Below are 26144 nucleotides of genomic sequence, written 5' to 3' on the forward strand. Positions count from 1 at the left end.
CACTCTAGGTGAACGGAAGCGATAAACCACCTGGCCTCAGGGACAGTTGCGGGCAGCCCGACGGCCATGATCGACTCCTCGGCGGCCGAAAGTCAGCCAACGACGGCTGAGACCCTGCCCCTCAAAATCGTGAAAGTCCCCCTGAAAGGCATGACTCATGCTGCTTCGTAATTCGCTGCGTGCCCTCGCGGCTACCGGCCTCGTGCTCGGCGCATTCACGGTCAGCGCCGGGTCGGCCTCGGCCGCCGGCAAGGACGCCTGGCTCACCAACGGAGAGTTCGGCCTGTTCTGCTTCCAGAACCAGAACGAATCCGTCTTCGATCTCTACAGCTCCGACAGCAACTTCATCGACGACTACTTCGGTGGTTCGAAGAGCTGCTACAACCAGATCACGAACGACCAGACGGAGTCCTACTGGAACCTGGACACCTACGAGTGGAGCGTTCACACCGACTGGAACGGCGGGGGCTCCGACGGCTACCTGGCCGCCGGCTACAAGGGGAACGCCAGCTTCACGTTCAAGAACACGATCTCCTCGGCCTACTACGTCAACTAGCACGTCCGCCGAGCCCGCGCACGCGAAGCGGCAGCTCTGCCCGTGATCGCCGGGCGGAGCTGCCGCGTCCGCATATTAGCCGTCCCCCCATCGGAGCCACCATGCCCTCGCAGCGTCCCCCACGTCCCGCCCTGACGGCTTCCGCAGTCGCACTGACGCTCGCCCTCACCGCCTGTTCGCAGTCGGGTGGCGGCGACTCCGGCGGGGAACCCCCGATCGGCGCCGTGCCGGTGCTGCTCGAAAGCCGGACCCTCGCCTTCCCCCTGGCCTCCTACGCGGCGGACGCCCGGCAGCGCGGGATCCTCGCCGAGGCGCAGGACGTACTCATCGACCAGTGCATGCAGCGCTACGGCTTCCGCTACCCGCTGCGCCGGAAGGCCGGCGCAGTGGGCAAGGGCGACGAGGGCCGGCGCTACGGACTCTCCGATGCCGCCGAGGCAGCCCGGTACGGCTACACGAACCTGGAGGTCAACAGCACCCCGAAGCCCCCGGAGAAGCAGGAGGCGTCCATGGGGCCCAACGAGAAGCTGGTGCTGTACGGCCTGGAAGCGGACCCCTCCAAGCCGGTCCCCATGACCCAGGAGGAGTCGGAGAAGTCCGACGTGGCGACCACGGTCGTCGGTGGACAGAAGGTGCCGGCAGGCGGCTGCCTGCGCGAAAGCTTCCTCAAGCTGTACGCCCCCTCGAAGGACGCGGTGGACATCATGGTCCCGCAGAACTTCGGCTTCGAGGGCTACTCCCGCTCCCAGGAGGACAGCCGGGTCCGCAAGGCGATCAAGGCGTGGAGCGACTGCATGGGGAAGCACGGGTACACCGTGGACAGCCCGATGGACTCGCAGAAGCAACTCGGCCTCAACGACACCAACCTGGGCAGCCCGCAGGCGATCGCCACCGCCAAACTGGACGTGGACTGCAAGAAGCAGACCAACCTGGTGGGCATTTGGTACACGGTGGAGACCGCCTACCAGAAGCGGCTGATCGAACAGAACGCCGAGACGCTGGACCGGGCGAAGAAGCAGCTCGACGAGCGGATGCGGCTCGCCGCCTCGCTGATCGCGGCCGGCTCCTGACCGGTTCGCAGCCGCCTCAGATGTGCCCGACGGAGCAGCGGGCGATCCGGTGCTGCACGGCGAGCAGGCACACCTGGACGCGGGATATACCGCCCAGCTTGCCGCGAATGTTCTCCAGGTGGAACTTCGCGGTGCGGATGGTTATCCCCAGGATTTCCGAGAGCTCTTCGTTCGAAGGCCCCCAGGCCATCTCACCGAACAGCTGAAGTTCCCGGCCAGTAAGGTCCGGGATTCGAAGGAACTCCTGATGGAGCCACTCGGTCGCCATGGCCTGCACATCCGGGTCGCCCAGTTTGCAGCACGGGCAGGAATAGCGGACGCCCCCCGCCGGATCGCCGTTGGCGCCGGAACCCACTACAGCACTCACTATTTCCCTGCCCGTACAAAAAGACGTGGCGAGAACAAGACCCCCACGCTCGAATTCTAACCCTTCGGGGCAGACCGGGCACTGGTCCCTTTCACCACTCTCGACGGGCTTCCACCATCGCTTCCTCCGAAGCAGGGCATTTCGTGTTCGACGGAAAACGGAATCCCAGAACCGGAAATCGGACACGGCTGCGATGTCGCGCTATCCGAGCCGGAGTTCGCACCAGACGGTCTTGCCCGGCCTCCGGGGCAGCACACCCCAGTCGTCGGCGAGTGCCGCGACGATCGTCAGCCCCCGACCGGGCGGCCGGTCCGCCATCCGCGACAGCCCGGGCCCGCTGTCGTGCACCTCGACCCGGACCATCCCGTCGAAGACGTACAGCCGCAGCAGGTAGCCCCGGCCGCGCGGGACGCCGTGTCGCAGGGCGTTGGTTGCCAGCTCGCTCACGCAGAGCGACACGTCGTCCTGCCGGTCCGTCAGTCCCCACGCCTGCAAGGTGTCACGTGTGAACTGGCGTGCAGCTGCGACAGTTTGGGGACTGCGGAGGTAGAGCCGGTCGCGCACGAGGGCGGCTTGAGTGTGCAGATTCACCTGACGATCGTCGCGTTACGTGACTAGCGTGTGGCTGAGCGTCGACCCGTACTCAGTGATGAGTACGGGTCGGCGCGGGGTAAGGCCCGTGCGAGGGTGGGGAGTTCACCGTCATGCCACCGAGGAAGCGCGCACGGCCCAATGCGACGACCATGAAAATGGTCGGCACGCAGGTGGCCGCCGCCCGGACCGCCAAGAACCTGACGCAGAAGCAGCTCGGAGAGCAGGTCAGGCTGGACGCGGAGACCATCGCGTCGATCGAGCAGGGCCGCCGGGCACTGATGCCGAATATTGCAGAGCTGATGGATCGACACCTGGGATTGCCAGGCTTGTTGACCCTGGCGGCCAATGGCATGCCCGAGGTGGACGCGACACCGCCGTGGGCCGAGGAGTACATGGACCTGGAGTACACCGCGATCACCATCTCCTGGTTCGACAACCAGGTCGTACCGGGTCTGCTCCAGACGGAGAACTACGCGCGGGCCGTCTTCAGGTGCCGCGTCCCCGCCCACCCGGAGGCGGAGGTCGAGTCGCTGACCGCATCACGGATCGCCCGCCAGGAGATCCTGCGTCGCCCCACCCCGCCGACCCTGAGCTTCGTCGTCTGGGAAGCGGTCCTCCGTGATCGGCTCGGCGGCGACGAGGTGTACGCGGAGCAGCTCCGACACATGCGCGCGTGCGCCGATCTGCCGGACGTGAGCCTCCAGGTGATGCCGCTGGGCCGCACCTCCCACGCGGGCCTCAACGGGCCCTTCACCATCCTGGAAACGCAGGACCACCAGCACCTCGGCTACACCGAAACCCAGCGCGGCAGCCAGCTCATCTCGGACCCGGGCGAGGTCAGCATCCTCGCCCGCAAGTATGCGATGCTGCGAACTCAGGCCCTCAACACCGAGCAGACGCGGGGCCTGTTGGGCCGCCTGCTAGGAGAGACATGAGCGCCACGACCGCGCTGAAGTGGTTCAAGTCCAGCTACAGCGGCGACGAAGGCGGGCAGTGCCTGGAAGTGGCCGCTGCCTGGCACAAATCCAGCTACAGCGACACTGACGGCGGCCAGTGCGTCGAGGTGGCCACCTCGCCCACCACCGTCCACGTCCGGGACTCCAAGATCACCGACGGCCCGGTCCTGACCCTGACCCCCTCCGCCTGGGCCGCCCTCACGGAGTGGACCGGCTCCGCTCACTGATCAGCTCGGCCAGGCCGTCCAGCACGCGGCCCAGGCCGAAGCGGAACTGGAAGTCCGGCTCGTCGGACCCCGTGAACGCGGAGGACTCCAGCAGCCGCGTCACCGCCGGGTGCGTGTCCGGGCCGGTCAGCAGTCGCAGCGTGCGTACGTACTGACCCACCACCTGGTCCGGTGAGACCCCGGACTTCACGATGGCTTCCATCATGTCGGCGGCCATCGTGGCCTCGTTCCGCACCAGCCCCCCGACCAGGATGATCGTGGAGAGCTTCTCGCTCTCCTCCAGGCCGGTGCCGGCGAGAGCCGCGAGCCCGCGCTCCATCCAGGCGAGCTGGTTCGGGCTGACCGGCGCCGCGGTGATCGGGATGCGCAGGATCCAGGTGTTGGCCATCAGGACGGCCCGCTGCGCGTACGCCCAGTCCGACAGCAGCTCCCGCCAGCCCGCACCCTTTCCCACGGACGGTGGCGGCGGGGTGCCGACCCCCGCGTCCGACATCAGGATGTAGAGCTCTTCCTTCGCCGTGACGTACCGGTAGAGGGACATCGTCGAGACACCCAGCTCCTTGGCCACCCGACCCATGGAGACGGCGTCCATCCCCTCGGCCGCGGCGAGCGCCACGGCCGCGTCCACGATCCGCGCGAGGGTGAGCGTGGGGCGCGGCCCCTTGCCTGGACGTTCGCGCAGGCCCCAGGCCATTTCCAGGCTGGCCGGAAGCCCGGTGTCGCCCGCCGGTTCCTTCTCCATCGCCGCTCCTCCTCCCCTCGTGCCCTGCTGAGTCGATTGACCCACATCCTAGTTCTGTGTATTACTTACGCAGAAGCGCGTAACCCATACACAGAAGGGAGCGTGGTCCCCATGCCCACGAACGACCTCGGCATCCACGCCACCGGACTGACCAAGTCCTACGGCGCCCTCCGCGTCCTCGACGGCATCGACCTGGCCGTCCCGCGTGGCAGCGTCCTGGCATTGCTCGGACCCAACGGCGCCGGCAAGACCACCGCCGTCCGCCTCCTCGCCACCCTCACCGCACCCGACTCCGGCACCGCCCGCGTCGCCGGGTACGACGTCACCGCCGAGCGCGCCCGGGTCCGCGAACGCATCAGCCTCACCGGGCAGTTCGCGGCCGTCGACGACCTCCAGACCGGCGCCGAGATGCTCCGCATGATGGGCCGCCTGTCCGGGCTCTCCGCCCGCGACTCCCGTTCGCGCGCCGATGAACTGCTCGACCGGTTCGGGATCGCCGATGCCGCCGGGCGAACGGCGAAGACGTACTCGGGCGGTATGCGCCGTCGCCTCGACCTCGCCGCGAGCCTCGTCTCCCGGCCGGAAGTGATCTTCCTGGACGAGCCGACCACCGGGCTCGACCCGCGCAGCCGCCAGGGCCTGTGGGACCTCGTACGGGAACTGCGCGCCGACGGCACGACCGTGTTGCTCACCACCCAGTACCTGGAGGAGGCCGACCGGCTCGCCGACCGCGTCGCCGTCCTGGCCGAAGGGAGGATCGCCGCCGAAGGCACCTCCGCCGAGCTCAAGGCCCGCGTCGCGGACCACCGCCTCGACCTGACCCTCACCAGCCGGGCCGCCTACGACGCGCTGACCCCGCGCGCGGTCCACCTCGCCCCGGACGATCTCACCCTCGGCCTGCCCACCGACGGCAGCGCCGCCCACGTCCGGTCCCTGCTCGACGAACTCGACCCGGACCGCACCGCCGTGGACCGCTTCGCCGTCCGCACCGCCACCCTCGACGACGTGTTCCTCACCCTGACGGGAGCCGCCACATGAACACCTCCGCCCTCACCCTGGCCGGCCGCAGCCTGCGCATCAGCCGCCGGCAGCCGGACGCGCTGATCACCGCCCTGATGCTGCCGGTCATGCTGATGCTGATCTTCGTCTACTTCTTCGGCGGGGCGATCGACACGGGGACGGAGTACGTGACGTACGTGGTCCCGGGAGCCATGCTGCTCTGCGCGGGCTTCGGCGCGGCGAGCACCGCCGTCAGCGTCGCCGACGACATGCGGAACGGCGTCATCGACCGCTTCCGCTCCCTCGACATCGGCGGCGTCCCGATCCTCGCCGGACACGTCGCGGCCTCGGTCCTGCGCAACCTGCTCTCCACCACCCTGGTCCTCGCCGTGGCCCTCGCGATCGGCTTCCGGCCCCAGGCGGGCCCAGCCGCCTTCCTCGCCGCTGCCGGCCTGCTGCTGACGTACATCACGGCGATCTCCTGGCTGGCCGCCGCACTCGGCCTGCTCGCCAAGTCCCCGGAGGCGGCGGGCGGCTTCACCTTCCTGATGATGTTCCTGCCGTACCCGTCCAGCGCCTTCGTCCCCATCGACACCATGCCCGGCTGGCTGCACGGCTTCGCCGACCACCAGCCGCTGACCCCCGTGATCGAATCCCTGCGCGCCCTGCTCCTGGCGCAGCCCGCCGGGGACGCCCCCTGGGTGGCCCTGACCTGGTGCGCGGGCATCACGGCCGCGGCCGTGACACTGTCCGCGGTCCTGTTCCGCAGCAGGACGCGCTGAGGGGCTCCTCACCAGGAGAAGCCCCTCGGCACGCCGACGGCGCGTACCCGCTCAGCCATTGATCGGGTAGGAATGCCGGCCCGTCGCCTCGTCGATCTCGGCGTGGGCCTTCTGCAGCATCTGCGACGCGAGATCCATGAGCGCGCGAGCACCCGCGATCTCTTCCCCGACCCTCAGCTGCTCCGGGTCGGAGGGGTGACGCAGGGCGTAGCCCCGCGCCTTGATCTCGGAGCCGTCCCCGAGTCTGACCAGGGCCGCCGCACTGGTGCGGTGGCCCTCCTCGGTGAATTCGAGCTCCACATGCCACCCGACGAGCGTGGCCATGGTGCATCACCTCCAGGGGGTCACCCTTCTCTCCAGGGTGCGCCCGGGGGAGGGGCGGCGCGAGCCGGGAGCCCGCCGGCTCCCGGCCGTCAGCCGGCGGTCAGGGTCGCCGCCACCGTCCGGAACCACGCTCCGTACGAGAACGGCTCGGGCGGGTTGACTCGATGCTCTGCTTGAGGTGGTCGGCGAGCACGAAGAGCCAGTCACCGATCGCGGACTGCGGGATGCCAGACGGCTTCGAGGGTGAGGCGGGCCCGCGTCCCCTGGGCGAGCCAGCGGTGGATGACCTGCTCGTTGGCGGTCACCACCTGCCGGGTGGCCCACTGGGCGGTCTCCCGGTCGGGGTAGGTGGCGGATCGGGTCAGCACGGATCATTGTCTCAATTCGCGTTGAACGACCAGAAGACGCCGACCTCGTCCGCCGACACCGCGATCAGGCCGAGGTCCATCATGTAGTCGGTGAAGGGGTGGCCGCCTTCGAGGTCCCGCGCCAGGAAGTCGGGCGCGTCGGAGCTGCGGGCGAAGTCGGAGGAGGTCCAGAACGCCGCATCGGGGCCGAACCGGTCCAGCAGGGTCCGGGCGTCCGCGAGCACCGCGTCCCGGTCCTCCCGGGACCGGACCGGGGAACCCTCGAAAAACCACTCCTGCGCGAGCGAGGCGAGCAGCTCGACGGCGGCGCCGGCCGTGATCGGCCGGAGCCCGGCGCGCAGGTCCTCGGCGGTCACCGCACGGAACGGGCAGGAGGGGATGCCGGCCTCCCGTCCCTCCTTGAACGTCTCCGGATCCAGGGCGGACCAGCCCCGTGGGTCGGCGACCGACCGCTCCATGACGGCGCGGACGTCCTCGGCCCAGTCCTCGTGCAGTCGGGGACCGCTCCCGGCGAAGGTGAAGACGTCCTCCAGGAGCCGTAGCAGCGCGGCGTCCCAGGGGGCTCCCACGGTGGATCGGGTCGGCATGGATTGATCCTCCCAGGGCTCAGATGTCGCCGAATGCCCAGAACAGCCCGACCTCGGTGTCGGAGACGACGACCAGGCCGCAGTCCTCCCCGTAGAAGGTCATCGGCATCCAGCCCACAGATTTCCCCCCGAAGTCCAGCGTGCCGATGTGCCCGACAGACCTGACGTTGGTATAGCAGGTGAACGCGTCCCCGTAGCGGGCGAGGATGGTGCGGGCCAGGCCCTGGAGCTCGTCGAAACTCTCACTGAACCTTTCGAGGTTCCGCAGGGTGCAGCCGTCGTCGGTGAGTGCGAGCAGGAGATTCTCGGCGCTCGCACGGTCGATCCCGTGCAACCGTTCCCCGAGGTCTGCCGGGGTGAGCGGGCGGGACGGATCGGCCCTGAAGGACGGGCGGCAGAACGGGACGGCGGGGTGTTCCGAAGAGCGTTCGTTCGCGGTGTGGTCGAGCCCCGCCCAGCCGCGCGGGTCGGGGACGGCGCGTTCCATGACGGCGAGCACGTCGGCCCGCCAGTCCTCGTGCTTGCGCGGACCGGTGGCGAGGAACGCGAACCCGTCGTCGTACAGGTGCAGTACCGCAGATTCCCAGGACTCCTGGTCAATGGGCATCTTCCAAGAGCCTTTCTCACAAAGCGCTGGGCATGGACGTCATGACGGTGAACGGAGGGTTGCGGCTGCTGTCGCACTTGATCCTCGTGTCGATGCCCTTGACATCCTGCGCCTCGGCTTTGATGCCGCCCTGCTTGAATCCGGACATCGGATCGTTCGGGTCGGTCGGCTGCTTGCTCACACTGCGGCCGCTGACCTCGCCATTGGGCGCTGGCGCTGGGAAGGGCTGCACTTTGCCCTCCTCCGGCGGCCGTGTTGGTCGCCGCGTGGGGCCTGCCCTGGCAGCGGCGGCACGCCGCCGCCAGGGTGTGGCTGGCCGTCCTCGCCCCGGCGGCGGTCGTCCTCGACTTCGTCGTCTTCAACGGCCTCGTCGACTGGCCGTAGAGCGGGTCAGGCGTTGCGCAGCCAGCCCGCGACCTCGGTCGCCCAGTAGGTGAGGATCGTGTCGGCGCCCGCCCGCTTGATGCCCAACAGGGTCTCCAGTATGGCCCGGTCGCGCTCGATCCAGCCCTTCTCCGCGGCCGCCTCGATCATCGCGAACTCGCCGCTGATCTGGTACGCCGCCACCGGGACGTCCACCGCCTGCGCGACCCGGTACAGGATGTCGAGGTAGGGGCCAGCCGGCTTGACCATGACCATGTCCGCGCCCTCCTCCAGGTCGAGGGCCAGCTCCCGCAGGGACTCGCGTGCGTTCGCCGGGTCCTGCTGGTACGTCTTGCGGTCGCCCTGGAGCGAGGAGGCGACGGCCTCCCGGAAGGGCCCGTAGAAGGCGGAGGAGTACTTCGCCGTGTACGCGAGGATGGACACGTCCTCGTGCCCGGTCTCGTCCAGCGCGTCGCGGATGACGCCGACCTGGCCGTCCATCATCCCGCTCGGGCCCACCACGTGGACGCCCGCGTCGGCCTGGACCTGCGCCATCTCGGCGTACCGCTCCAGCGTCGCGTCGTTGTCCACCCGCCCGTGCTCGTCCAGCACTCCGCAGTGTCCGTGGTCGGTGTACTCGTCCAGACAGAGGTCGGACATGATCACCAGATCGTCCCCGACCTCGGCCTTCACATCGCGGATCGCGACCTGCAGGATGCCGTCCGGCTCCGTGCCCGCCGTGCCCAGCGCGTCCTTGTTCTCGTCGGCCGGGACGCCGAACAGCATGATCCCCGCGACCCCCGCCTCGACCGCCTCCACGGCGGCCTTCCGCAGCGTGTCCCGCGTGTGCTGGACGACGCCGGGCATCGCCGAGATCGCCAGGGGCTCGCTGATGCCCTCCCGTACGAACGCGGGGAGGATCAGGTCCGAGGGGTGCAGCCGGTTCTCCGCGACCATCCGCCGCATCGCCGGGGTGGTGCGCAGCCGGCGGGGCCGCGAGCCGGGGAAGGATCCGTACGTGCTCATCTTCAGTCGCCTCTTCGAGCATCGACAGCAGTCGCAACAAGCGTAGGGGCCACCCGACCGCCCCCGACCCCCAGGTCGACTCCGACGCGGCGACCGGGCGGTTTCGGCGGGGCAGCCGACGAAACGGGGCGGGGCCCGGCGCACCAGCGCCGGGCCCCGCCCACATCACTGCTCAGCCCACCGCTAGGTGGTACGGCGGCGCCGTGCCCCCGGCCGACGCTCGCTCGGCCGGAACACCGTCTCGCCGGCCTCCTTGGCCGCCTCGCGGCGCGCCGCGCCGTACTCGGCCAGCGCCTCCGCCAGCTTGCTCACGCTCGGCTCCGGCGACAGCACGTCCACGCGCAGCCCGTGCTCCTCCGCGGTCTTGGCCGTCGCCGGCCCGATGCACGCGATGACGGTCACGTTGTGCGGCTTCCCGGCGATGCCGACGAGGTTGCGCACGGTGCTCGACGACGTGAACAGCACGGCGTCGAAGCCGCCGCCCTTGATCGCCTCACGCGTGTCCGCCGGCGGCGGCGACGCGCGCACGGTCCGGTAGGCGGTGACGTCGTCGACCTCCCACCCGAGCTCGATCAGCCCGGCGACCAGCGTCTCGGTCGCGATGTCGGCCCGCGGCAGGAACACGCGGTCGATCGGGTCGAAGACCGGGTCGTACGGCGGCCAGTCCTCCAGCAGGCCGGCCGCGGACTGCTCCCCGCTCGGCACCAGGTCCGGCTTCACACCGAACTCCACGAGCGCGGCCGCGGTCTGCTCGCCCACCGCGGCGACCTTGATCCCGGCGAAGGCACGCGCGTCGAGCCCGTACTCCTCGAACTTCTCCCGGACGGCCTTCACCGCGTTCACGCTGGTGAAAGCGATCCACTCGTAGCGGCCCGTCACCAGGCCCTTCACGGCCCGCTCCATCTGCTGCGGGGTCCGCGGCGGCTCCACGGCGATGGTCGGCACCTCGTGCGGCACCGCGCCGTACGAACGCAGCTGGTCGGAGAGCGAGGCGGCCTGCTCCTTCGTACGCGGTACGAGCACCCGCCAGCCGAACAGCGGCTTCGACTCGAACCAGGCCAGCTCCTCACGCCGCGCGGCGGCGCTGTGCTCACCGACCACGGCTATGACCGGCCGGGCGCCCTCGGGCGACGGGAGCACCTTGCCCTGCTTGAACACCTGGGCGATCGTGCCCAGCGTCGCGTTCCAGGTGCGCTGCCGCGTGGTCGTACCGGCCACGGTCACCGTGAGCGGGGTGTCGGGCTTGCGCCCGGCGCTCACCAGCTCGGTGGCGGCGGCCGAGACCGTCTCCAGCGTCGCGGAGACGACGAGGATCCCGTCGCTCGACCCCACCTCGCTCCAGCAGCGCGCCGACGCGGTCCTCGCGTCCACGAACCGCACGCCGTTGTCGTCGCCCCGCTTGTCCCGGAGCGGCACACCCGCGTACGCGGGCACGCCCACGGCGGTGGGGATGCCCGGTACCACCTCGAAGGGGATCCCCTCGGTGGCACAGACGAGCATCTCCTCGGCCGTGTTCCCGTCGAGGCCGGGGTCACCGGTGACGGCACGCACGACCCGCCTGCCGGACCGCGCGGCCTCCATGACAAGATTGGCGGCGTCTCGGATCACCGGGACCCCGGCGGCTGCTGACATTTCGTCAGCGACCGTCAGCTGCGGCGTGTCGACTCCCGCGCGCGCATGCGTCCGTACGACGTCGAGCACGTCGGGCTCCGCGATCAGTACGTCCGCGGCGGCGAGCGCCTCCACGGCGCGCAGCGTCAGCAGACCCGGGTCGCCGGGGCCGGCACCGAGGAAGGTGACGTGTCCGTGGGCGGCGACGACCGGAAAAGCGGAGGTGGTCGGAATTGAGGGGTTCAAAGCGATCGCTCCCCCATCAGACCGGCCGCGCCCTTGGCCAGCATCTCGTCCGCGAGTTCGCGGCCGAGCGCCATGGCCTCGTCGTACGACTGGGGCACGGGACCGGTGGTGGACAGCTGCACCAGCGTCGAGCCGTCGAGGGTTCCGACGACGCCGCGCAGGCGCATTTCATTGACAATCTGCCCGTCGGCCAGCAGGTCGGCGAACGCGCCCACGGGTGCGCTGCAGCCGGCCTCCAGGGCGGCGAGCAGGGAACGCTCCGCGGTCACGGCGGCCCGGGTGTACGGGTCGTCGAGCTCGCCGAGCGCGGCGATGAGGCCGGCGTCGGAGGCCAGGCACTCCACGGCCAGGGCTCCCTGGCCGGGGGCCGGCAGGACGCTGTCGACCGACAGCAGGTCGGTCGCCTCGTCACCCCGCCCGATCCGGTTGAGTCCGGCGGCCGCGAGGACGACGGCGTCGAGCTCGCCGTTCCGTACGAAGCCGATCCGGGTGTCGACGTTGCCGCGGATGGGCACCGTCTCGATCCGCTTGCCGAGGGCCAGCGCGAGGTGGTTGAGCTGGGCCGTGCGCCGCGGCGAACCGGTGCCGATCCGGGCCCCGTCGGGCAGCTGCTCGAACGTCAGGCCGTCACGGGCGACGAGCGCGTCCCGCGCGTCCTCGCGCTGCGGCATGGCCGCGATCACGAGGTCGTCCGGCTGCGCGGTCGGCAGGTCCTTCAGCGAGTGCACGGCGAAGTCGACCTCGCCGCGCAGCAGGGCCTCACGCAGGGCGGTGACGAACACACCGGTCCCGCCGATCTGCGCGAGGTGCTCGCGCGACACGTCGCCGTAAGTCGTGATCTCCACGAGCTCGACGGGACGGCCGGTGACCGCCCGTACCGCCTCGGCGACATGGCCTGACTGGGACATGGCCAGCTTGCTGCGCCGCGTGCCGAGCCGCAGGGGCTGGTCGAGACGTGGGTTCATGATGCCCGTCCTGAGTCGTCGTTCTTGTCTGCCGCGTCGGCCCGGCTGACGGAGGCCACCGTCTGCGGGTCGAGGTCGAAGAGTTCACGCAGCGCCTCGGCGTACCCGGCGCCGCCGGGCTCGCTCGCGAGCTGCTTGACGCGCACGGTCGGCGCGTGCAGGAGTTTGTCGACGACACGGCGTACGGTCTGGGTGACCTCGGCCCGCTGCCGTTCGTCGAGATCGGGTACCCGCCCGTCGAGGCGCGCCACTTCCATGGCCACGACCTCGGCCGCCATGGCCCGCAGGGCGACGACGGTGGGCGTGATGTGCGCGGCCCGCTGGGCGGCCCCGAAAGCCGCCACTTCCTCGGCCACTATTGCGCGCACGGCGTCGACGTCGGCCGCCATCGGGGCGTCCGCGGACGCCTCCGCGAGCGACTCGATGTCCACGAGACGTACGCCCGGGATCCGGTGCACGGCGGCGTCGATGTCCCGGGGCATGGCCAGGTCCAGCAGCGCGAGGCGCGCGGTCGCGCCGTCGGTGTGGGTACGGGTGCTGCGCCGGGGCTGCCGCTGGGCGGCTGCCTCGCCCTGGTCGGCCCATGTCCCGTGCAGTTCCAGCGAGTTGGCGTCGACCCCGGTCAACGCAGCCCGCCCGTCGGGCCCCACCGGACACCCGTCCGCCTCCACGGCGGCCGCAATGGTCCGCGCGGCCCCGGCATCGGCCAGCCGCCCACCGTCCCGCGCGGCGGCAACAAGCCTGGCCACGACCTCGGGATCCAGCCCGGCGCCGGCCGCAGCCACAACTCCGGCAGCAGCCGAATCCAGCCCCGCCGGCGTTTGCGGCGCGGGGATCCGGGGGCGGAGCCCCTGGGAGGCCTGGGGCGAAGCCCCGGCCTGCTCCTGCTCCGTCGGCGCCAGCCCATCGGCGGCGCCCCAGGACACGGCGGCGAGCACGTCATCGGCGGTCAGCACCAGCCCGGTGGCACCGGTGCACGACACCACGACATCGACTCGTGTCAGCTCATCGGCGACACGGGACATCGAAACGGCCGACGCGGCCACCCCGGTGCCCGAGGCAACCAGAATCTCTGCCAACCGCTCCGCCCGCTCGGCGGTCCGGTTCGCGACCACGATCTCGGCGACCCCGACCCGCGCCAGCGTCGCCGCGGCCAGCGAGGACATCGACCCGGCCCCGATCACCAGTGCCCGCTTCCCGGCGGCCCACTCGGCCACCGGAACGTGCACGGCGAGCTGCTCCAGCCCGAACGTCACCAGCGACTGCCCCGCCCGGTCGATCCCGGTCTCGGAGTGCGCCCGCTTGCCGACCCGCAACGCCTGCTGGAACAAGTCGTTGATCAGCCGTCCGGCCGTGTGCGTCTCCTGCCCCAGCGCCAGCGCGTCCTTGATCTGGCCGAGGATCTGCCCCTCGCCCACGACCATCGAGTCCAGCCCGCACGCCACCGAGAACAGGTGGTGCACCGCCCGGTCCTCGTAGTGCACGTACAGGTAAGGGGTGAGCTCCTCCAGCGCCACTCCGCTGTGCTGCGCGAGCAGCGTGGAGAGCTCCGCGACACCGGCGTGGAACTTGTCCACGTCCGCGTACAGCTCGATCCGGTTGCACGTGGCGAGCACCGCCGCCTCCGCAGCCGGCTCGGCGGCGAGGGTGTCGTGCAGCAGCTTCGGCTTCGCGTCGGCCGACAGCGAGGCACGCTCCAGCACGCTCACGGGCGCACTGCGGTGACTCAGCCCTACGACGAGCAGACTCATGCCGGCATCACCGCCGGTACGTCACCCTCGGGGTTGCCCTTGCGCGCCTCGGCGGCGGCCCGGCCGGCCGGCGGCTCGACGGCCGCGGCGGGGGCGGCGCCGCCCACGGTGGAACCGCCCTCGGCGGCGGCCGCGGCTTCCTCGCCGGCCTTGCGCTGCTCGTGGAACGCCAGGATCTGGAGCTCGATCGACAGGTCGACCTTGCGTACGTCCACGCCCTCGGGCACGGAGAGCACGGTCGGGGCGAAGTTCAGGATGGAGGTGACACCGGCCGCGATCAGCCGCTCGCTGACCTGCTGCGCGGCGCCGGCCGGCGTGGCGATGACGCCGATCGAGACGCCGTTCTCCTCGATGATCTTTTCCAGCTCGTCGGTGTGCTGCACGGGGATCCCGGCCACCGGCTTGCCGGCCATGGCCGGGTCGGCGTCGATCAGCGCGGCCACGCGGAAGCCGCGCGACGCGAAACCGCCGTAGTTGGCGAGGGCGGCGCCGAGGTTACCGATGCCGACGATGACGACCGGCCAGTCCTGGGTCAGCCCGAGCTCGCGGGAGATCTGGTAGACGAGGTACTCGACGTCGTAACCGACGCCTCGCGTCCCGTACGAACCGAGGTACGAGAAGTCCTTGCGCAGCTTCGCGGAGTTGACTCCGGCGGCGGCCGCGAGCTCCTCGGAGGACACCGTGGGCACCGATCGCTCGGAGAGCGCGGTGAGGGCGCGCAGGTACAGCGGAAGCCGGGCGACAGTGGCCTCGGGAATACCTCGGCTGCGGGTCGCCGGTCGGTGAGTTCGGCCAGTTGCCACGATGCTCCTGCGGGATGAGCGGGGCTGCAGGCGGTCACTTGTCCCAAGACCGCCCCGTCGACAGCAGGCTATGCCTTTGTGAACGCGTGCACAAAGATTGTGTCCGCTTTGTCCGAGCAAAGTGACCGGGGTCACGCGACTCGGACGCCCGGAGCGGGAACCGGCGACACGCCGAACCCGTTCAATTCCCGAAGGGGGCAAAACCGTACACACTCCTCACAGATACGCCCCCGAGACCCCACAAATCGCCCACAATGGTAACCGGGAAGCGGGTCAGTCCCCCAACGCCCGCCGCAGCCGCTCAGGGTTCACCCTCCAGAAGGTGTGCTGCTCGCCGTCCACCAGCACCACAGGAATCTGCTCCCAGTACAGCCGGTAGAGCTCCTCGTCCTGCGAGATGTCCTTCTTCTCCCATTGCGCGCCGGTCTCCGCGCAGACCTTCTCGATCACCTCCTGTGCGTCATCACACAGATGGCACCCCGGCTTCCCGATGAGCGTCACCATCCGCTCGCCGGGACGCTTCTTCTCCTTGCGGCGCAACAAAGGACTCATGCCCTACATTCTCGCGCGCCGGTACGTCACAGGAGCGCCCCGAAGAGTTCACACCTCCGCATCCCATCGGTTCGGGAACTCCCGAACACAGTGGCTATGCTCGCGTCATGGCCGCTCTGGGATGGCTCACCCCCCGTAGGCGCTCCGCCACCGCGCGGAGCGTGCTGGCAGGCGAGGCCTCGGCCGAGGCCGCCCGCAAGACCGCACTGGCCGAAGCCCCACCCCTCACCGGACCCGAGGCGGAACCGGAAGAGGTACGGGCGGCGGCGCCCCCGGAGGCAGCGGAAGAGGCACCGGCCGAGCCGGAGTTCCCCGTCGTCGGCGACGACCTCGCCGCCGCCTTCTTCGACCTCGACAACACCGTCATGCAGGGCGCCGCGATCTTCCACTTCGGCCGCGGCCTCTACAAGCGCGAATTCTTCCGCCGCCGCGAACTCGCCCGCTTCGCATGGCAGCAGGCCTGGTTCCGGCTCGCCGGGGTCGAGGACCCCGAGCACATGCAGGACGCCCGCGACAGCGCCCTGTCCATCGTCAAGGGCCACAAGGTTTGCGAACTGATGGCCATCGGCGAGGAGATCTACGACGAGTACATGGCCGAGCGGATCTGGCCGGGCACCCGCGCCCTGGCCCAGGCCCACCTCGACGCCGGCCAGAAGGTCTGGCTCGTCACCGCCGCCCCCGTCGAGACCGCCACGATCATCGCCCGCCGGCTCGGCCTGACCGGCGCCCTGGGCACCGTCGCCGAATCCGTGGACGGCATCTACACCGGCCGCCTCGTCGGCGAGCCCCTGCACGGCCCCGCCAAGGCGGAGGCCGTCCGCGCCCTGGCCGCCGCCGAGGGCCTGGATCTCGACCGCTGCGCCGCGTACAGCGATTCGCACAACGACATCCCGATGCTGTCGCTGGTCGGGCATCCGTACGCGATCAATCCCGATACAAAACTGCGCAAGCATGCCCGGACCAACGACTGGCGGCTGCGCGACTATCGGACCGGCCGCAAGGCCGTGAAGGTCGGCGTCCCGGCGGCCGCCGGCGTCGGCGCGATCGCGGGCGGCGCGGCCGCCGCCATCGCCCTGCACCGCCGCCGCAAGTAGCCGCAGCAGGCCCCCACCGGCCCCGCCCGCGTCCCGGCCGCCCTACGGCCGGGCGCCGAGGCATTCGCTCACCCCTACCCGCGCCGGCCGCGCGGCACTCCGGCATGCCCGACCCGGTCGCGGGCCCCCGTAGAAGCGTCCATTCCGCGCATGCAAGTGATCAAGAATCGATCACCAACTGCTACTGAATATGCCCTCGACACGCAACGGAAGTGTCGGAACCGGTGATTTGAGCAACTGGGTGTAGCGCTGCCTGTACGAAGCGTTATTCTCCTCAAACGCATGCCACCGCCCATCTGTCGCCACGACGGGTGAACGGTCCCGCACTGCACGTGATGGAAGCTCTGCCTCTGGGAGTCCCGTGTACCCACCTGTCGGGGTTGACGCCTCGGGCCTGGCTACGCTGCGCGCAACGGTCCTCGACCACCTGCGTGGCTTCGTCCCCACCGCGTACGCCGTCCCCGCCTTCGCCACCGCGGTCCCTGCCGGCCTCGGCCCGGCCGGTCCTTGCTATGCCCTGACCGACGGCGGAGCGACGGTGGGCAGACGAGGCCGCGCGGCCGGGGGCTCTGCCGGCACCGCCGGCACGAGCACCCAGGCCACCACCCACCGCCGCCCCACCGCGGACAGCGACCAGGCCCGCATGATGGACCTGGTCGAACGCGCCCAGGCCGGTGAGGCCGACGCCTTCGGCCGGCTGTACGACCAGTACAGCGACACGGTCTACCGCTACATCTACTACCGCGTCGGCGGCAAGGCGACCGCGGAGGACCTCACCAGCGAGACCTTCCTGCGCGCGCTGCGCCGCATCTCGACCTTCACCTGGCAGGGCCGCGACTTCGGCGCCTGGCTCGTGACGATCGCCCGCAACCTGGTGGCGGACCACTTCAAGTCCAGCCGCTTCCGGCTGGAGGTCACCACCGGCGAGATGCTCGACGCCAACGAAGTCGAGCGCAGCCCGGAGGACTCCGTCCTGGAGTCCCTCTCCAACGCGGCCCTGCTGGAGGCCGTACGGAAACTGAATCCGCAGCAGCAGGAGTGCGTGACCCTGCGCTTCCTGCAGGGCCTCTCGGTCGCCGAGACGGCCCGGGTGATGGGAAAGAACGAGGGCGCCATCAAGACGCTCCAGTACCGGGCGGTCCGCACGCTGGCCCGCCTCCTCCCGGACGACGCCCGCTGACCGTGCACACATCAATGCAACCTCACTTACATCTGGTGACCCCTCGATGACGCTGTGGTCCGATCATCCTTCGTCCGTAACCCAAGTGCCGCGACGCTCGTTGTGCGGAATGCAGGCTCCCTGTGGACACGCCCTACCTGAAGCCGCTCACTCGAAAGGGTGGACGTGCTCAAGGAAGGCAACCTTCCGGACACCTTGGGGAGTCGATCGTCATGACGAGAGGAGGTGCCGCCAGTGATCGCGAACGTGACCCCGCACCGGCGGGCGAACGCCTTCGCCCAGGCCCTGGAGGATCGGACCCCGTCCGACCTTTCGGAACCGGACTCGGCGGCCGAGCAGTCCGAGGCACCTGCCGAACCTGCCGACCACGACCGGTTGTTGGCCCTGGCGAGCGTGCTCGGCGAACGAATGCCGCGCCCGGTGCTGGACCCAGAGGTCAAAGTGGTGCAACGAGCCCAGCTCGTCGCCGCCATGGAGGCCATGGTGTTGGAGGAGAGGGCCGGGGGCGGTGCCGCCGCGGACCCTCTAGTGCCCGAACAGCGGACCGGCCGCGGCGCCCACCGGGCGACCTCGCTCCGGAACTTGCGGCCCCGCTCCCGCTGGTCCAAGGGCATCGCAGCGGGCGGCCTCACCGTGGGTGTGGCCGCGGGGGCCTTCAGCGGAGTGGCCGCTGCCAGTTCCGACGCCCTGCCCGGTGACCACCTCTACCCCGTGAAGCGGGGCGTGGAGGACCTGAAGCTCGGGCTGACCAAGGACGATTCGGAGCGGGGCGAGCTCTATCTCGACCAGGCCTCGAACCGCCTGTCGGAAGCCCGCAGGCTGATGGAGCGCGGCCGGGGCGGAAGCGTGCTGGACCACGAGGTCCTGGGCGAGATCCGCCGAGCACTGGCGGGAATGAAGCACGACGCGGAGGAGGGCCACCGGCTCCTCCAGGCCGCGTACGAACGGGACGGCGAGCTCGGCCCGATCCAGACGCTGTCTTCGTTCTCCCGCTCCCACCGCGACGCGTGGGGCAAGCTCCGGGAGAAGCTCCCCGTACAGCTCACGGACGTGGGCGGTGAGGTGGAGTCGGTCTTCCAGGCCATAGACGAAGACGTGGCGCCGCTCCAGGGTCTGCTCCCCAAGCCACCGGAGCAGACGCGCAGTACCGGCGCGCCCGGCTCCCCCGCCAAGCCCGGCACCCCAGGCGCCAAACAGCAGTCCGCGCCCGCCTCCGGCACCCCGTCGGGCAGCCCCGCACCGTCGCCTTCGGGCAGCGGCAGCCGGCCGCCGGCCACGGGCGGCCTCCTGGGCGGTACGGGCGACCTGCTGAACCCGCCCCAGGGACAGTCGGCGCCGCCCTCCCCGGGCGTTCCGGAAATCCCCAGGCCGGACATCACCCTCCCGCCCCTGCTCCCGGGTCTTCTCCCGGGCCTGGGCATCAACGCGGAGGACGCGGAGTAACGAGGTGGGGGGCTGGGTCGCCGCAGCGGCAACCCAGCCCCCCACCCCACTCGACGGTCAGAAGAAAACAGATCGTCTCTGCACCAGCAGCTTGTACAGCGTGTGCTGGATCTGCTCCCGCACCTCGTCCGTCAGGTTGAACATCAGCATCGGATCCTCCGCCGCCTCCGCCGCATAACCCGAGGTGGCGATCGGCTCGCCGAACTGGATCGTCCACTTCGTCGGCAACGGCACCGCCCCCAGCGGCCCCAGCCAGGGGAACGTCGGCGTGATCGGGAAGTACGGGATCCCCAGCAGCCGCGCGAGCGTCTTCGCGTTGCCGACCATCGGGTAGATCTCCTCCGCGCCCACGATCGAGCACGGCACGATCGGCGTTCCCGCGCGCAGCGCCGTGGACACGAACCCGCCCCGCCCGAAGCGCTGCAGCTTGTACCGGTCCCCGAACGGCTTCCCTATCCCCTTGAAGCCCTCCGGCATCACACCGACCAGCTCCCCGGCCTCCAGCAGCCGTTGCGCGTCCTCCGCGCACGCCAGGGTGTGACCGGCCTTGCGGGCCAGCTCGTTCACCACCGGCAGCATGAACACCAGGTCCGCAGCCAGCAGCCGCAGGTGCCTCTGCGCCGGGTGGTGGTCGTGCACGGCGACCTGGAGCATCAGCCCGTCCAGCGGCAGCGTCCCCGAGTGGTTCGCCACGATCAGCGCACCGCCCTCCGCCGGGATGTTCTCGATGCCCTTGACCTCGACCCGGAAGTACTTGTCGTACAGCGGGCGCATCAGGGACATCAGGACCTGGTCCGTCAGCTCCTTGTCATAGCCGAACTCGTCGACCTCGTAGTCCCCGGTGACCCGCCGCCGCAGGAACGCCAGCCCACCGGCGATCCGCCGGTCCCAGCTGCCGCGGGACTCCACCCCGGCCGGCTCCGGAGCGACGGGCCGGGCCACCGGCTCCGGAGCGGACACCGCCCGCACGCTGCGCGGGGCCCGCCGGCGCGACCGGTCCTCGTCGAAGGGAATGACCTTGGCATCCGCCACTATCGCTTCGCTCCTTCAGCCGCGTCGACGTCGGCATCCAAGCCGTCTGCCCCCAGCATGGCAGCCACCCGGTCCACGGCCCGCCCCACCCGCTCCGGCGGCAGCAGTCCGCTCCCCCGGCTGCGCGCGAAGTCCGCGAACGTCTCGGCCGTCGTGTACATGGGCTCGAAACCGAGCACTTCCCGCATCTGCGAAGTCTCCACGACCCGCCCGTGCGTGAGGAGCCTTATCTGCTCCGGCGAGAAGTCCGTGACACCCACCGCCCGCAGCGCCGACCCCACCCACGTCACGGCGGGCAGCAGCAGCGGCAGCGTAGGCCGCCCCAGCCGCCGCGAGCACTGCGACAGCAGCAGTACGCCGTCACCCGCGATGTTGAAGGTCCCGCTGTTCAGCGTCCCCCGCCGCGGCTCCTGCGACGCCAGCCGCAGCACGTCGAGGACATCGTCCTCGTGGACGAACTGCAGCCGCGGGTCATAGCCCAGCACCGTCGGCATCACGGGGATCGAGAAGTACTCGGCGAGCGCCGAGTCCGCGAAGGGCCCCAGGATGTTCGCGAACCGCAGCACGCACACCGCGACGTCCGGCCGCCTGCGCGCGAAGCCGCGTACGTACCCCTCGACCTCGGCGGCGTCCTTGGCGAAGCCGCCCGCCGGCAGCGACTTGGGCTGTGTGGTCTCGGTGAACACGGCCGGATCCCGTGAGGTGCCCCCGTACACGCTGGTACTGGACTTCACCACGAGCCGTCGCACTGTCGGGGACTTCTGGCAGGCCCCGAGGAGCTGCATCGTCCCGATGACGTTCGTTTCCTTGACGGTGCTGTGCGCACCGCCGGTTCTGCCCCCGGTGACCGCCAGGTGGACCACCGTGTCCACGGCGTGCTCGGCCAGCACGCGGGCGATCGCCGACTGTCTGATGTCCGTACGGACGAACTCGGCCGATCCGAGCCGGTGCGGCGGTGTCACCGCGTCGACCGCGATCACCCGCTCGACTTCCGGGTCGCGCTGGATGCGGCGCACGAAGCGGCCTCCCAGCTGCCGGGCAGCCCCGGTGACGAGTACGACCTTGCCCACGTGCTCAGCGCCTCCCTCGAAGAAGTCCCCCGGCTGCACCGCAGCCCCCCCACCAGAATGGTGGAGGGGCTGCGGAAAACACGTACAGCTGCCGTCTACTTCTTGTTACGGCGCTGGACGCGGGTGCGCTTGAGCAGCTTGCGGTGCTTCTTCTTGGCCATCCGCTTGCGCCGCTTCTTGATAACAGAGCCCACGACTACCCTCGCTCACTTCTCTTTACTGGTGCGGGGCGTCTGGGCCCACACGACCTACGTCGGCCTAGCCTACCCGCCCAAGCTCTGAGCTTGTAATCCGAGCCCTTCCAGGGAGTCACGGGCAGCAGTCTCAGGCCGACTCCACCCCCACATAGGACTCTCGGAGGTACTCGTGAACCGCATTTTCGGGGACCCGGAAGGACCGGCCCACCCGGATTGCGGGCAGATGACCGTTGTGCACCAGGCGGTACACGGTCATCTTCGACACTCGCATCACCGAGGCGACCTCCGCCACGGTCAGGAACTGAACCTCACTGAGAGGCCTCTCGCCAGCAGCCATGACACACCTTGACCTTCCGCGCATGACGGGCACCGGCTTCCCCTCCGGTTACTCCTCGTCGTCGCACGCTCACTCCCCAGAGTAGGGGCGCGTGATACGAGTGGGGAAGAGGAGCTACGGCCACTCCTTTCACCCCGACAGACTCGCCCGATTGAGTACATAGCGCGTAAGCGGTCGGTAGTAGTCCGCACGCACCGCGTCATCGAGCGGAACGGCCACCGAGACCCGCCCCTCGGCCTCGCCGACGAACAGCGCCGGATCATTGGTATCCGCCAGCCCGATCGCCTCCACACCCAGCTGACCTGCACCGCAGACCCACCCGTGATCCCCCACAACGAGCTCCGGCAGCGGCCCGCCGGCCTCCGCGAGGGCCCCCAGCGCGATCCGAACCGGCAGGGGCGAATGGGAGTGTGCGCCGGTCACACTCCCCGTCGGCCGCACGCCGGGTTCCCGCACCAGTGCGACCCCCCGTACGTAATCGATGCTGTACGTGCGTACGCCGAACCGGGTCGTCATGTCGACACTCGTCCCCTGCGCCGGGGTGAGGACAACACATCCCGCCGCCGACATCGCCTCGGCCAATCCGGCGTAGAACCCCAGGAGCCGATGCGGGTGGCCCGTCCCGAACAGCACCGGGGACCGCGCCCCGGCCGCCACGCGCAGCCGCCCCGCGAACGCCTCCAGCGCCGCCACCGTCAGCTCCGGATCGATCACGTCCGGCCCGCTGACGTGCGCGGGGTCCGCCGAGACCCCGCACTTGTCCGCCATCAGCCCCAACAGGTCACCCGCGCCCCAGCCCCACTCCGGGTCCAGCCCGAGCAGCACCCGCGGATCGCGCGCCGCGAACAGCCGGTAGCTGCGCAGGCTCTCCTCACGGGAGGTGGCGATCGGCCCGGCCAACCGGGCGGCCAGCAGATGCGCACGCAGCGCGCCGGTGCTCAACACCCTCCGATGCTGCCTCAAAGAACCTGGTGGATCATCAGTTCCGGTGAACAGCCGCACAGTCGGCGTAACGGCACATCGGTCAGGTCAGCATTCCGCGCAGCGGGAACACCGCGCGCCGGGTCGCCAGAACGGCTTGATCCGTGCGGTCCGCCGGGTCGTAGCCCGCCTCCCAGTCCCGCCACTGCGGCGTGCGCCCGTCCGTCATCCGGGCCGGCGCCAGCGCGCGCGTACGCGCGTACACCTCGTCCCGCCACGAGGCCGGGACCGCCGTCTCCGGGTCGACGGGCCGGTGCGCGGCGATGGCCACCAGGTGCGTCCACGACCGCGGCACGACGTCCACGACCGCGTACCCGCCGCCGCCCAGTGCGAGCCACCGCCCGTCCGCATGCTCGTGCGCGAGCCGGTGACAGGCCTCCTGGACGGCCCGCTGGGCGTCCAGGGACACCGCCAGGTGTGCGAGCGGGTCCTCGAAGTGCGTGTCCGCCCCGTGCTGGGTCACGAGCACCTGCGGCCGGAAGTCCGCCAGCAGCTCCGGCACCGTCGCGTGGAAGGCCCGCAGCCACCCCTCGTCCCCGGTCCCCGCAGGCAGCGCGACGTTCACCGCCGACCCCTCGGCCGCCGGCCCGCCCGTCTCCTCCGGCCAGCCGGTCTGCGGGAACAGCGTCCGCGGATGCTCGTGCAGGGAGATGGTCAGCACCCGCGGGTCGTCCCAGAACGCCGCCTGCACACCGTCCCCGTGATGGACGTCCACGTCCACGTACGCGACCCGCTCGGCCCCCAGCTCCAGCAGCCGCGCGATGGCCAGGGCGGCGTCGTTGTACACGCAGAAACCTGCCGCGCCGCCCGGCATGGCGTGGTGCAGCCCGCCGGCGAAGTTCACGGCGTGCTCGGCCTCACCGCGCCAGACCGCCTCCGCGCCCGCCACCGACTGCCCGGCGATCAGAGCCGAGGCATCATGCATGCCGGGGAAGGCCGGATCGTCCATGGTGCCCAGCCCGTACGAACCGTCGGCGACCCCGGGATCCGCCGACACCTCGCGCACCGCGGCGACGTAGTCCTCCCGGTGGACCAGCTTCAGCGTCGAGTCCCCGGCCGCCCGGCCGGACCGCACCTCCATGTCCCGGTCCAGCCCGAAGGCGCGTACCAGGCCCATGGTCAGCGCCAGACGCACCGGATCCATCGGATGGCTGGGCCCGAAGTCATACTTCGTTACCGCCTCGTCCCACATCAACAACCCGCGGCCGCTCATGTCCGACACCGTATCGGGCCTCCCGAGGTCCGAACGAGCGGGCGTAGAACAGGGTGATCAGGACGAGGACCATCGGCACGAGCATCGCGCCCCGGTAGCTCCAGGCGTCCCCGATCCCGCCGACGAGCGGCGACCCGATGAGGAAGCCGACGTAGTTGAATATGTTCAGCCGGGCAACGGCGGTGTCCGACGCACCCGGGAAGAGCCTCCCGGCGGCGGCGAAGGTCTGCGGCACGATCACGCACAGCCCGATCCCCAGCAGCGTGAAACCGAGCATCCCCACCCACGCGCCGGGAGCGGCCGCCACCACGGCGAAACCGGAGGCCGCGACCACCGTCCCCGCCCGCACGACGGCCGCGGCCCCGAACCGCCGCACGCCCAGGTCCCCGACGGCCCGCCCGAGGAGGGTGGTCACCATGTAGACGTTGTACGGGACGGTCGCCAGCTGCTCGGAGCTCCCCAGCACGTCCTGCAGGTACTTGGCACTCCAGTTCGCCACCGTCGAGTCGCCGATGTACGCGCACGCCATCACCAGGCACAGCGGCAGCAGCAGCTTGCCGCCGCCGGCGCCCAGCCCCTTCTCCTGCACCGCGCCGGGGGGCGTGTCCACGTAGTCGCGGCTCGCCAGCAGGGCGAGCGGCAGCAGCAGGACCACGGCGGGCAGGTAGGAGACGAACAGGTCCAGGTGCCAGTGCGCCCCGGCCCATGCGGCCGAGGCACCTAGGATCCCGCCGAAGCTGTACGCGGCGTGGAAACCCAGCATGATGCTGCGCCCGTACGCCCGCTGCAGGCTGACCCCGAGCATGTTCATCGAGGCGTCCAGCGCACCGACCGACAGACCGAACGCCCCGAGGGCCACGGCCACGTGCCACAACTGGCTGCCGGCCCCGACCCCCAGCAGGGACAGCAGCACCAACGGCTGCGCCCACCTGAGCACCGCACTGGGCGCCACCCTCTTCACGAGGTGCTCGGTGGCGACGCTCGACGCGCCCGCGAGGACCGGCACGGCGGCGAGGAAGGCGGGCAGCAGCCCGTCGGATATCCCGTACCGGTCCTGAATGGCCGGAATCCGGGTCACGAGCAGGGCGAAGGCGACACCCTGCGCGAAGAAGCTGAACCCCAGAGCGCAACGCCCGCGCCGCAGCCGCACATCAACCGTCATGGCGGGTCAGCGTAGGCCCCGGGGCTACCGGTGGGTAGAGCGATCACACGGGCAGTTGCAGGAGCCCCGGGAGCTGCTTCATGTCACCGAAGTACGCGGTTGCCCCGCCGAGCTGCTCGGCGGGCACCATCGAGGTGAACGCGAAGACGTCCATGCCCGCGGCGAGTGCTGCCCGCACACCGAGCGGGCTGTCCTCGACGACGACGCACCTCGCGGGCTCGACGCCCATCGACCGGGCCGCGTGCAGGAAAAGGTCGGGCGCCGGCTTCCCCTGGCCGACGTCCTCGGAGCTGAAGATCCACTCCTCCTCGAACCACCCGTCGATCCCGGCCGCCCGATGCCCGACCCGGATCCGCTCGTGGCTCGACGAGGAGGCCAGGCAGTACCCGATGCCGTTCGCGGTCAGCGCCCCGAGCACTTCCTCCACTCCGGGGACGGGCTTCAGGTCCCGCTCGAACGCGGCGAAGGTGCGCGCGTACAGCGTCTCGTCGAAGTCGGCCGGCAGCCTCTCCCCGGTCCGCTCCAGGACGAGGTCGTGCACCCGGTGCACGGCGGCTCCCATGTAGTCGCGGAGCGATTCCTCGTAGGAGGTCGCGTGCCCCAGCTCGCTCAGGTACCCGGCGAGGATGCTGTTGGCGAGCGGCTCACTGTCCACCAGCACGCCGTCGTTGTCGAAGATGACGAGGTCGTAGCCCATACCCCCAACCCTACGAGCCGTCAGCCCGGATCCATCCGGACCCCATGCCGGGCATCCGCAGGACACGTGAAGATCCTCAGCCACCCACCCGGCCCATTTCGACGCCCGTCACGTCACCGCCGGACCGTCGAGTTACACGTCGAGCTGAACGCAGAAAAGCCCCGCACCGGACCCCGAAGGGTCTGGTGCGGGGCTTCCGCAATGATTGTTCGGCGGCGTCCTACTCTCCCACAGGGTCCCCC

The 26144-nt window shown here is 70.4% G+C and carries 31 protein-coding genes and 1 pseudogene; 10 read left to right on the top strand and 22 right to left on the bottom strand.

Annotated elements, in window-relative coordinates; all coding sequences use genetic code 11:
• Window positions 1–157 precede the first annotated feature (157 nt).
• Window positions 158–556, top strand: a complete 399-nt coding sequence (locus AB0D48_RS26575; RefSeq protein WP_362401892.1) for a hypothetical protein — start codon at window positions 158–160, stop codon at window positions 554–556.
• A gap of 101 nt (window positions 557–657) precedes the next feature.
• Window positions 658–1626 (top strand): hypothetical protein, encoded by a 969-nt coding sequence (locus AB0D48_RS26580; RefSeq protein ID WP_362401895.1) that lies wholly within the window; start codon window positions 658–660, stop codon window positions 1624–1626.
• 16 nt (window positions 1627–1642) lie between these two features.
• On the opposite strand, the gene AB0D48_RS26585 is transcribed toward AB0D48_RS26580, so the two are convergent.
• Window positions 1643–1981, bottom strand: coding sequence for a helix-turn-helix domain-containing protein (locus tag AB0D48_RS26585; protein ID WP_362401898.1), 339 nt, complete (start codon window positions 1979–1981; stop codon window positions 1643–1645).
• Between the two features lie 213 nt (window positions 1982–2194).
• Complete coding sequence (locus AB0D48_RS26590) at window positions 2195–2584, bottom strand: ATP-binding protein (RefSeq protein ID WP_362401901.1); 390 nt, start codon at window positions 2582–2584, stop codon at window positions 2195–2197.
• A 158-nt stretch (window positions 2585–2742) separates the two neighbouring features.
• On the opposite strand from AB0D48_RS26590, the gene AB0D48_RS26595 reads away from it, so the two are divergent.
• Complete coding sequence (locus AB0D48_RS26595; protein ID WP_362401904.1) at window positions 2743–3522, top strand: helix-turn-helix transcriptional regulator; 780 nt, start codon at window positions 2743–2745, stop codon at window positions 3520–3522.
• Window positions 3519–3770, top strand: a complete 252-nt coding sequence (locus tag AB0D48_RS26600) for a DUF397 domain-containing protein (protein WP_362401907.1) — start codon at window positions 3519–3521, stop codon at window positions 3768–3770. Before AB0D48_RS26595 ends, AB0D48_RS26600 begins: the two co-directional genes overlap by 4 nt.
• Here the strand turns inward: AB0D48_RS26600 and AB0D48_RS26605 are convergent.
• Entirely contained in the window at window positions 3742–4512 is a 771-nt protein-coding gene (locus AB0D48_RS26605; protein ID WP_362401910.1) for a TetR/AcrR family transcriptional regulator, read from the bottom strand. The genes AB0D48_RS26600 and AB0D48_RS26605 overlap by 29 nt on opposite strands.
• Window positions 4513–4623: 111 nt before the next feature.
• Here AB0D48_RS26605 and AB0D48_RS26610 point away from each other — a divergent pair, with 111 nt between their 5' ends.
• Both AB0D48_RS26610 and AB0D48_RS26615 read left to right on the top strand, forming a co-directional pair.
• The gene (locus AB0D48_RS26610; protein WP_362401913.1) at window positions 4624–5550 is read left to right on the top strand and encodes an ATP-binding cassette domain-containing protein; all 927 of its coding nucleotides are present in this window, start codon (window positions 4624–4626) and stop codon (window positions 5548–5550) included.
• Window positions 5547–6293, top strand: coding sequence for an ABC transporter permease (locus tag AB0D48_RS26615; RefSeq protein ID WP_362401916.1), 747 nt, complete (start codon window positions 5547–5549; stop codon window positions 6291–6293). Before AB0D48_RS26610 ends, AB0D48_RS26615 begins: the two co-directional genes overlap by 4 nt.
• A gap of 51 nt (window positions 6294–6344) precedes the next feature.
• Here the strand turns inward: AB0D48_RS26615 and AB0D48_RS26620 are convergent, their stop codons facing one another.
• From AB0D48_RS26620 to AB0D48_RS26640, 5 genes and pseudogenes are all read right to left on the bottom strand, one after another.
• Window positions 6345–6617 (bottom strand): DUF1876 domain-containing protein, encoded by a 273-nt coding sequence (locus tag AB0D48_RS26620; protein WP_362401919.1) that lies wholly within the window; start codon window positions 6615–6617, stop codon window positions 6345–6347.
• A gap of 227 nt (window positions 6618–6844) precedes the next feature.
• A pseudogene (locus AB0D48_RS26625) lies at window positions 6845–6985 on the bottom strand (RNase A-like domain-containing protein); the annotation flags it as partial.
• An 11-nt stretch (window positions 6986–6996) separates the two neighbouring features.
• The gene (locus tag AB0D48_RS26630) at window positions 6997–7572 is read right to left on the bottom strand and encodes a hypothetical protein (protein ID WP_362401923.1); all 576 of its coding nucleotides are present in this window, start codon (window positions 7570–7572) and stop codon (window positions 6997–6999) included.
• Window positions 7573–7591: 19 nt separating this feature from the next.
• Entirely contained in the window at window positions 7592–8179 is a 588-nt protein-coding gene (locus tag AB0D48_RS26635) for a hypothetical protein (RefSeq protein WP_362401926.1), read from the bottom strand.
• Between the two features lie 16 nt (window positions 8180–8195).
• Complete coding sequence (locus AB0D48_RS26640) at window positions 8196–8411, bottom strand: hypothetical protein (RefSeq protein WP_362401929.1); 216 nt, start codon at window positions 8409–8411, stop codon at window positions 8196–8198.
• 20 nt (window positions 8412–8431) lie between these two features.
• On the opposite strand from AB0D48_RS26640, the gene AB0D48_RS26645 reads away from it, so the two are divergent.
• Complete coding sequence (locus tag AB0D48_RS26645; protein WP_362401932.1) at window positions 8432–8563, top strand: hypothetical protein; 132 nt, start codon at window positions 8432–8434, stop codon at window positions 8561–8563.
• 6 nt (window positions 8564–8569) lie between these two features.
• On the opposite strand, the gene hemB is transcribed toward AB0D48_RS26645, so the two are convergent.
• From hemB to AB0D48_RS26675, 6 genes are all read right to left on the bottom strand, one after another.
• Complete coding sequence (gene hemB / locus AB0D48_RS26650; protein WP_362401935.1) at window positions 8570–9568, bottom strand: porphobilinogen synthase; 999 nt, start codon at window positions 9566–9568, stop codon at window positions 8570–8572.
• A gap of 183 nt (window positions 9569–9751) precedes the next feature.
• Window positions 9752–11425, bottom strand: coding sequence for a bifunctional uroporphyrinogen-III C-methyltransferase/uroporphyrinogen-III synthase (locus tag AB0D48_RS26655; protein ID WP_362401938.1), 1674 nt, complete (start codon window positions 11423–11425; stop codon window positions 9752–9754).
• Window positions 11422–12390, bottom strand: a complete 969-nt coding sequence (gene hemC, locus AB0D48_RS26660) for a hydroxymethylbilane synthase (RefSeq protein WP_362401941.1) — start codon at window positions 12388–12390, stop codon at window positions 11422–11424. The genes AB0D48_RS26655 and hemC overlap by 4 nt, the downstream gene beginning before the upstream one ends.
• Complete coding sequence (locus AB0D48_RS26665; RefSeq protein WP_362401945.1) at window positions 12387–14141, bottom strand: glutamyl-tRNA reductase; 1755 nt, start codon at window positions 14139–14141, stop codon at window positions 12387–12389. Before AB0D48_RS26665 ends, hemC begins: the two co-directional genes overlap by 4 nt.
• A complete protein-coding gene (locus AB0D48_RS26670) occupies window positions 14138–14944 on the bottom strand; it encodes a redox-sensing transcriptional repressor Rex (protein WP_362401949.1) in 807 nt (268 codons plus the stop codon). The genes AB0D48_RS26665 and AB0D48_RS26670 overlap by 4 nt, the downstream gene beginning before the upstream one ends.
• Before the next feature lie 273 nt (window positions 14945–15217).
• Entirely contained in the window at window positions 15218–15496 is a 279-nt protein-coding gene (locus AB0D48_RS26675) for a glutaredoxin family protein (protein WP_362401952.1), read from the bottom strand.
• Between the two features lie 107 nt (window positions 15497–15603).
• Between AB0D48_RS26675 and AB0D48_RS26680 the strand changes: the two genes are divergently transcribed.
• The 3 genes from AB0D48_RS26680 to AB0D48_RS26690 all read left to right on the top strand — a co-directional run bounded on the left by AB0D48_RS26680 (window position 15604) and on the right by AB0D48_RS26690 (window position 19213).
• The gene (locus AB0D48_RS26680; RefSeq protein ID WP_362401955.1) at window positions 15604–16590 is read left to right on the top strand and encodes an HAD-IB family hydrolase; all 987 of its coding nucleotides are present in this window, start codon (window positions 15604–15606) and stop codon (window positions 16588–16590) included.
• Window positions 16591–16951: 361 nt separating this feature from the next.
• Entirely contained in the window at window positions 16952–17770 is an 819-nt protein-coding gene (locus tag AB0D48_RS26685) for an ECF subfamily RNA polymerase sigma factor, BldN family (RefSeq protein ID WP_362401958.1), read from the top strand.
• 234 nt (window positions 17771–18004) lie between these two features.
• Complete coding sequence (locus AB0D48_RS26690; RefSeq protein ID WP_362401961.1) at window positions 18005–19213, top strand: DUF5667 domain-containing protein; 1209 nt, start codon at window positions 18005–18007, stop codon at window positions 19211–19213.
• 57 nt (window positions 19214–19270) lie between these two features.
• Here AB0D48_RS26690 and AB0D48_RS26695 read toward each other — a convergent pair whose 3' ends face one another.
• The 8 genes from AB0D48_RS26695 to AB0D48_RS26730 all read right to left on the bottom strand — a co-directional run bounded on the left by AB0D48_RS26695 (window position 19271) and on the right by AB0D48_RS26730 (window position 25902).
• Entirely contained in the window at window positions 19271–20245 is a 975-nt protein-coding gene (locus tag AB0D48_RS26695; protein WP_362401964.1) for a lysophospholipid acyltransferase family protein, read from the bottom strand.
• Window positions 20245–21315 carry an NAD-dependent epimerase/dehydratase family protein gene (locus tag AB0D48_RS26700; protein WP_362401967.1) on the bottom strand — a complete coding sequence of 357 codons (1071 nt, stop codon included), beginning with the start codon at window positions 21313–21315 and terminating at the stop codon, window positions 20245–20247. Before AB0D48_RS26700 ends, AB0D48_RS26695 begins: the two co-directional genes overlap by 1 nt.
• Before the next feature lie 95 nt (window positions 21316–21410).
• Window positions 21411–21509 carry an AURKAIP1/COX24 domain-containing protein gene (locus AB0D48_RS26705; protein ID WP_003948845.1) on the bottom strand — a complete coding sequence of 33 codons (99 nt, stop codon included), beginning with the start codon at window positions 21507–21509 and terminating at the stop codon, window positions 21411–21413.
• A gap of 130 nt (window positions 21510–21639) precedes the next feature.
• Window positions 21640–21849: a helix-turn-helix domain-containing protein gene (locus AB0D48_RS26710; RefSeq protein ID WP_008738568.1), complete on the bottom strand. Its 210-nt coding sequence runs from the start codon at window positions 21847–21849 to the stop codon at window positions 21640–21642.
• A 129-nt stretch (window positions 21850–21978) separates the two neighbouring features.
• On the bottom strand, window positions 21979–22794 hold the full coding sequence (locus tag AB0D48_RS26715; protein ID WP_362401970.1) for a phosphatase: 816 nt from the start codon (window positions 22792–22794) through the stop codon (window positions 21979–21981).
• Between the two features lie 79 nt (window positions 22795–22873).
• The gene (locus AB0D48_RS26720) at window positions 22874–24043 is read right to left on the bottom strand and encodes an acetoin utilization protein AcuC (RefSeq protein ID WP_362401973.1); all 1170 of its coding nucleotides are present in this window, start codon (window positions 24041–24043) and stop codon (window positions 22874–22876) included.
• Window positions 23994–25205 (bottom strand): MFS transporter, encoded by a 1212-nt coding sequence (locus AB0D48_RS26725; protein ID WP_362401976.1) that lies wholly within the window; start codon window positions 25203–25205, stop codon window positions 23994–23996. Before AB0D48_RS26725 ends, AB0D48_RS26720 begins: the two co-directional genes overlap by 50 nt.
• A gap of 43 nt (window positions 25206–25248) precedes the next feature.
• Complete coding sequence (locus AB0D48_RS26730) at window positions 25249–25902, bottom strand: HAD family hydrolase (RefSeq protein WP_362401979.1); 654 nt, start codon at window positions 25900–25902, stop codon at window positions 25249–25251.
• Window positions 25903–26144: the final 242 nt, after the last annotated feature.

It is taken from the genome of Streptomyces sp. NPDC048269, from assembly GCF_040652395.1.
Classification (GTDB): domain Bacteria; phylum Actinomycetota; class Actinomycetes; order Streptomycetales; family Streptomycetaceae; genus Streptomyces.